Genomic DNA, 5223 nt, shown 5'->3' with positions numbered 1-5223 from the left:
GTTAGCATATGTGTTACTTAACAGATACCTATGAGACACTTATGAAAAATACAGCTCGTTATCAACAAAAAAACAAAACACTCACTGCATTAAGTATTGCCGGCGTCGCTCTGACATTAGGGCTTGCTGGTTGCAGCAACAGCGAACAAACCGATGCAGCAGCCAACACTGATTCTGCAGCAGCAGATGGTCAAAACATTGAGCTGTTGAATGTCTCTTATGATGTGGCTCGTGATTTTTACAAAGGCTACAACCCGCTGTTCGTTGAACACTATAAAGCGGAAAATCCAGATAGTAATATCGTGGTTAAGCAGTCACATGGCGGGTCAAGCAAGCAGGCATTGTCTGTTGCTCATGGTTTACAGGCAGATGTCGCAACCATGAACCAAGGGTCAGATATTGAGCTACTTGAAAAAGAGGGCTTGGTTGCGTCAGATTGGGAAAGCAAGTTTTCTGATAATGCCGTTCCTTTCACCAGTACTATTGTATTTTTGGTACGCAAAGACAATCCAAAAGGCATCAGTGATTGGGATGACTTGACCGAAGATGGTCTTGAGATTGTTATGGCAAATCCAAAAGTGACAGGTAACGGTCGCTATGCTTTCTTAGGCGCTTATGGTTACGGACTGCACGCATTTAACAACGAAGAAGAGCCTGCTAAAAACTACGTAAAAGACATGCTAAGCAACGTCAAAGTCTATGAAAATGGCGGACGTGCAGCGACGACTACCTTTGTGCAGCGTGGCATCGGTGATGTATTGGTTACTTTCGAAAACGAAGCCAACCTTGCAGCGACTGATTTTGGTGCAGGTCAGGTTGATATTGTTTATCCAGATTATTCTATCAAATCAGAAAGTCCTGTTGCCGTTGTGACTTCAGTCACAGACAAAAAAGGCACGACTGAAGCGGCAACCGCTTATTTAGAATACTTATGGAGCGAGCCTGCTCAGCAATTAGCAGCTGACTTATATTTACGTCCTAGCGTGCAAAGCGTATTGGAAAAAAATGGTGACAAATTGCCACCAGTTGAAACCTTCCGTCCAAATGATGCCTTTGGTACTTGGGATGAAATCATGGGAACTTACTTCAGCGATGGTGGTGTTTTTGATCAATTGGCCATTAATGCGCCGCAGTAGTTATTAGCATTGGTTATTAGCAGTCGTTATTAATAGCCTGATTGTTAATAACTTTATTGCTGATAATCATTGGACGGCACACGGCACTATGACTCCTCATGCCGTTAATCATACAACTCTATAAAGGACATGGTACCTACGACCATGTCCTTTATACCGTAAGCCGATAAATCATACCCGACCGATAATAATATCAATACACATGGTCTGATCACGAGCAATCTCGTGAAATATCATTCGTTAGGCAACAGGACATCACTATGAGTGCAACATCCTCTTCAGCTAGCAACAGCCCTGCCAAAAAAAGCTGGCTAACACGTTTGCGTCAACGCAATGTGCTACCAGGATTTGGTCTGAGCATGGGCATTACCGTCTTTAGCCTATCGTTATTGGTGGTGTTGCCATTTGCGATGATGGCATACACTACCACTCAGATGGGTTGGACAGGATTCTGGGGGACTATTAGTCAGCCACAAGTCACAGCGGCTATCAAACTGAGCCTATGGATGTCGTTTCTGGCGATGTTGACCAATATGGTGTTCGGCACATTGGTTGCTTGGGTGCTGGTACGTTATGAGTTCTGGGGTAAGTCACTAATCAATGCTCTAGTAGATTTGCCGTTTGCGTTACCTACCGCAGTCACAGGTATTTCTCTGGCTACGTTGTACGCACCCAATGGTTTGATCGGGCAGTGGTTTGCCAAGTTTGACATTCAGGTCGCCTTTACACCGTTAGGTATTTGGTTGGCATTGGTCGTGGTCAGCTTTCCTTTTATCGTTCGTGCGGTGCAGCCAGTACTTGCTGAGCTCTCAGTGGAGTTTGAAGAAGCGTCCGCGGTATTGGGTGCCAATCGTTTGACGACATTTCGAAAGGTGATTTTGCCAGAGCTGCTACCAGCCATGCTGATGGGTTCAGGTATGATGTTTGCTCGTGCCACTGGCGAGTATGGTTCGGTGATTTTTATCGCTGGTAATATCCCGATGCAATCTGAAATTTTACCGCTGATTATTATCAGTAAGCTTGAGCAGTTCGACGTTCAAGGCGCCTCAGCGGTGGCTTTGTTTATGTTGCTCATTTCGTTTGCCATTTTATTGACCATTAATATCGTACAGTGGAAACTGTCACGCCGTGTGGGAGCTCACTAATATGCAAATATCCAACAGTTACGACTACCAGAGCAATCCTGCAACCAAAGACTCACCGTGGATACGCAACACCTTTATTGTTATCGCTGTCCTGTTTATGGTGCTGATGCTGGTCATTCCATTATTGGCTGTATTTTACGAAGCTTTTAAAAGCGGTTGGCAGCTTTATATTGCCTCGCTCGTCGATCCAGATGCTCTATTGGCCATCAAGCTGACATTGATCACGGCGGCTATTGTATTACCGATCAACATGGTATTGGGTATCGCTATCGCATGGCTAGTGACGCGCTATCAGTTTAAAGGTAAGCAGCTGGTCACCACGCTGCTTGATCTACCATTTTCTGTATCGCCAGTGGTGGCAGGTTTGATGTTTGTCTTATTATTTGGCCTGAACTCTACGATAGGTGGCTGGCTAGAAAGCATGGGGTTCCAAGTAATTTATGCTGTACCGGGTATCGTGTTAGCGACTTTGTTTGTGACGTTTCCGTTTGTGGCACGTGAGCTTATTCCTTTAATGCAAACACAAGGCGATAGTGAAGAGCAAGCGGCATTAACTTTGGGCGCTAGTGGGTGGCAAACTTTTTGGCATGTGACTCTGCCAAATATCAAGTGGGCACTGCTTTACGGTCTGATTTTGACCAATGCACGCGCGATGGGGGAGTTTGGTGCTGTGAGTGTGGTTTCCGGTCACATCCGAGGCGAAACCAACACCATGCCATTATTGGTGGAAATTGCTTATAACGACTACAACTTCACCGCTGCTTTTGCATTATCGAGCTTGCTGGCTGCCTTGGCTCTGGTGACACTGTTAATTCAGCAGATCATGACCAAGTTGCAAGCGCGTAAATTTGCCAAGTCTGAGAGGATTATCAGTGCGCCTAAACTGCCGATCAGCAACAATACTAGTGATGCAGAGGGTGCGCCGACTGCTAAAGAATAAAGCACACGCCGTTTATAACCAAGCCGCCTATATTTTAGATACAGACCACATTGTCAGATAGATTGTTTAAACCTAGCGTTAGCCTAAATGATACAAATGCCGCCGCCAGCAACAAACAGTCAAAAAACGACAGATATGATAATAAGAGATACCATTATGAGCATCGAAATTCGCAACGTTAATAAAAAATTCGGAAGCTTTACCGCTTTAGACCATATCAACGTCACGGTACCAACAGGGAAGTTGACAACACTACTTGGGCCTTCAGGCTGCGGTAAAACGACTCTGTTGCGTATTATCGCGGGTTTGGAGTATGCGGACTCTGGGCAAGTATTATTTGATGAGTTGGATGTGACCAACACCCCAGTGCAAAAGCGCAAGATCGGCTTTATGTTTCAGCATTATGCGTTGTTCCGTCACAAAAACATCGCTGATAATATCGCGTTTGGATTGACGCTATTGCCAAAAAACGAGCGCCCTAGCAAGGCAGATATCAACAAGCGCGTTGCTGAATTGCTTGATCTGGTACAATTACCGCACATTGCCAATGCTTATCCGCATCAGTTATCTGGCGGTCAGCGTCAGCGCATTGCGTTAGCACGTGCGCTCGCAGTCAAGCCAAAACTACTATTGCTGGATGAGCCGTTTGGTGCATTGGATGCCAAAGTACGTAAAGAGCTACGTACTTGGCTGAAGAATATTCATCATGAACTTGGTATTACCAGCATCATGGTCACTCACGACCAAGAAGAAGCACGTGCCATATCTGATGAGATTGTGGTCATGAATCAAGGGCGAATAGAGCAGGTGGGTGCTTCAGAAGAGCTTATAGCGAACCCGGCAAACGCTTTTGTTAGCGATTTTTTGGATTTGGCTTAACGTCCTAGTTATATGACGATAGTGCGCCTTGATAGTAGCACCTGACTTTATACTTCTGAAGCTAAGATATTTCCCATGACATATAACTTAATGGGTTCATTAAAAAAACCTACATAGTGTAGGTTTTTTTTGGCGTGCTTATATAGTTTGTAGGTGGTGACTTAAGATATGGCTTCCTCAGCTTCTGCTAGGCTTAGCAGATTCATCTCTGAATCTAAAACCGTTTGCTCATCGGTGATGTCTAGGATGCTTTGGCACCATGCTGGGATGTCTTCAGCAACCGTATACCACATCCAAGTACCATCACGCACACAGCTTAAGATACCCATTTTTTTCAAATGGTTTAAATGGCGTGAGATAGTAGGTTGGGGTTGATCTAATATTTCAACCAACTCGCCCACACAACGTGCTTCTTTATTAAAGAGAATTTTAAATATCTTTAAACGAGTAGAATCAGATAAGACCTTGAACAGGTCGATAGGGCGAGTGTTAAAACTAGTATCAGACATGATTTAATTCCAGCTGCATTGATTAATGAAATTTAGGTATGATTTCAGCTCTGCAAAAAAGTGATCAATTGTTGATATACATTACCTTTGATAGATATATTACTACCTTTTGTCTGGGTTTTTCCACCTTTTATACCATTTGATTACAAAGTTAATGACATTCAGTTACATAGATCGTACCTAAAACATATAACTTCGGAGACAAACAGTCATTCGTTTAGAATTAATTTCATAATTAATGTGGCAATACTATTGAAAATGATAACGGTTATCGTTAGTATGTGTACATACCGCGAAGGACGTCGTATATCGCAAAGGAGCCAATCTATGTACGTATGTATCTGTAATGATGTAAAAGACAAGCAAATAAAAGCCGCTATCGCCTCGGGAATCGATACGCTCGAAGGCCTAAGGAACACGCTTGATGTTGCTAATTGCTGTGGCTGCTGCGAACCCATGGTCAATGACTTTCTAGAAGAGCATCATGCCAAACTCGATGCCTTGGCATATGCTATATAAAGAATTATCCAGCTTGTTATTTCTTAGTGCTTTTTATGTATGCTCGTTCTATAATATAAATTTACATAACTAAACTGAATAGCAACTGCTCGTTC

General features: G+C 43.6%; 6 protein-coding genes. 5 read left to right on the top strand and 1 reads right to left on the bottom strand.

The window, feature by feature from the left end:
* The first annotated feature begins 41 nt into the window (after positions 1 to 41).
* The 4 genes from L0J61_RS09040 to L0J61_RS09025 all read left to right on the top strand — a co-directional run bounded on the left by L0J61_RS09040 (position 42) and on the right by L0J61_RS09025 (position 4100).
* Entirely contained in the window at positions 42 to 1136 is a 1095-nt protein-coding gene (locus L0J61_RS09040; protein ID WP_301466117.1) for a sulfate ABC transporter substrate-binding protein, read from the top strand.
* Positions 1137 to 1396: 260 nt separating this feature from the next.
* Positions 1397 to 2281, top strand: coding sequence for a sulfate ABC transporter permease subunit CysT (gene cysT / locus L0J61_RS09035; protein WP_301466116.1), 885 nt, complete (start codon positions 1397 to 1399; stop codon positions 2279 to 2281).
* A 1-nt stretch (position 2282) separates the two neighbouring features.
* Positions 2283 to 3221, top strand: a complete 939-nt coding sequence (gene cysW, locus L0J61_RS09030; protein WP_301466115.1) for a sulfate ABC transporter permease subunit CysW — start codon at positions 2283 to 2285, stop codon at positions 3219 to 3221.
* A 156-nt stretch (positions 3222 to 3377) separates the two neighbouring features.
* A complete protein-coding gene (locus tag L0J61_RS09025) occupies positions 3378 to 4100 on the top strand; it encodes a sulfate/molybdate ABC transporter ATP-binding protein (protein ID WP_367651950.1) in 723 nt (240 codons plus the stop codon).
* Positions 4101 to 4261: 161 nt separating this feature from the next.
* Here L0J61_RS09025 and L0J61_RS09020 read toward each other — a convergent pair whose 3' ends face one another.
* Entirely contained in the window at positions 4262 to 4609 is a 348-nt protein-coding gene (locus L0J61_RS09020; protein ID WP_301466114.1) for a helix-turn-helix transcriptional regulator, read from the bottom strand.
* 327 nt (positions 4610 to 4936) lie between these two features.
* On the opposite strand from L0J61_RS09020, the gene L0J61_RS09015 reads away from it, so the two are divergent.
* Positions 4937 to 5128, top strand: a complete 192-nt coding sequence (locus L0J61_RS09015) for a (2Fe-2S)-binding protein (RefSeq protein WP_301466113.1) — start codon at positions 4937 to 4939, stop codon at positions 5126 to 5128.
* The last annotated feature ends 95 nt before the right edge of the window (positions 5129 to 5223 follow it).

The sequence above is a fragment of the Psychrobacter sp. genome (genome assembly GCF_030457785.1).
Taxonomy (GTDB): Bacteria; Pseudomonadota; Gammaproteobacteria; order Pseudomonadales; family Moraxellaceae; genus Psychrobacter.
The sequence above is the reverse complement of the archived record's forward strand: the minus strand, read 5'-3'. Positions and strand labels throughout refer to the sequence as shown.

Bases quoted from the DNA above. Each gene is read 5' to 3' on its own strand.
- L0J61_RS09040 (WP_301466117.1), top strand. From the start codon at position 42: ATGAAAAATACAGCTCGTTATCAACAAAAAAACAAAACACTCACTGCA.
- cysT (WP_301466116.1), top strand. From the start codon at position 1,397: ATGAGTGCAACATCCTCTTCAGCTAGCAACAGCCCTGCCAAAAAAAGC.
- cysW (WP_301466115.1), top strand. From the start codon at position 2,283: ATGCAAATATCCAACAGTTACGACTACCAGAGCAATCCTGCAACCAAA.
- L0J61_RS09025 (WP_367651950.1), top strand. From the start codon at position 3,378: ATGAGCATCGAAATTCGCAACGTTAATAAAAAATTCGGAAGCTTTACC.
- L0J61_RS09020 (WP_301466114.1), bottom strand. From the start codon at position 4,609: ATGTCTGATACTAGTTTTAACACTCGCCCTATCGACCTGTTCAAGGTC.
- L0J61_RS09015 (WP_301466113.1), top strand. From the start codon at position 4,937: ATGTACGTATGTATCTGTAATGATGTAAAAGACAAGCAAATAAAAGCC.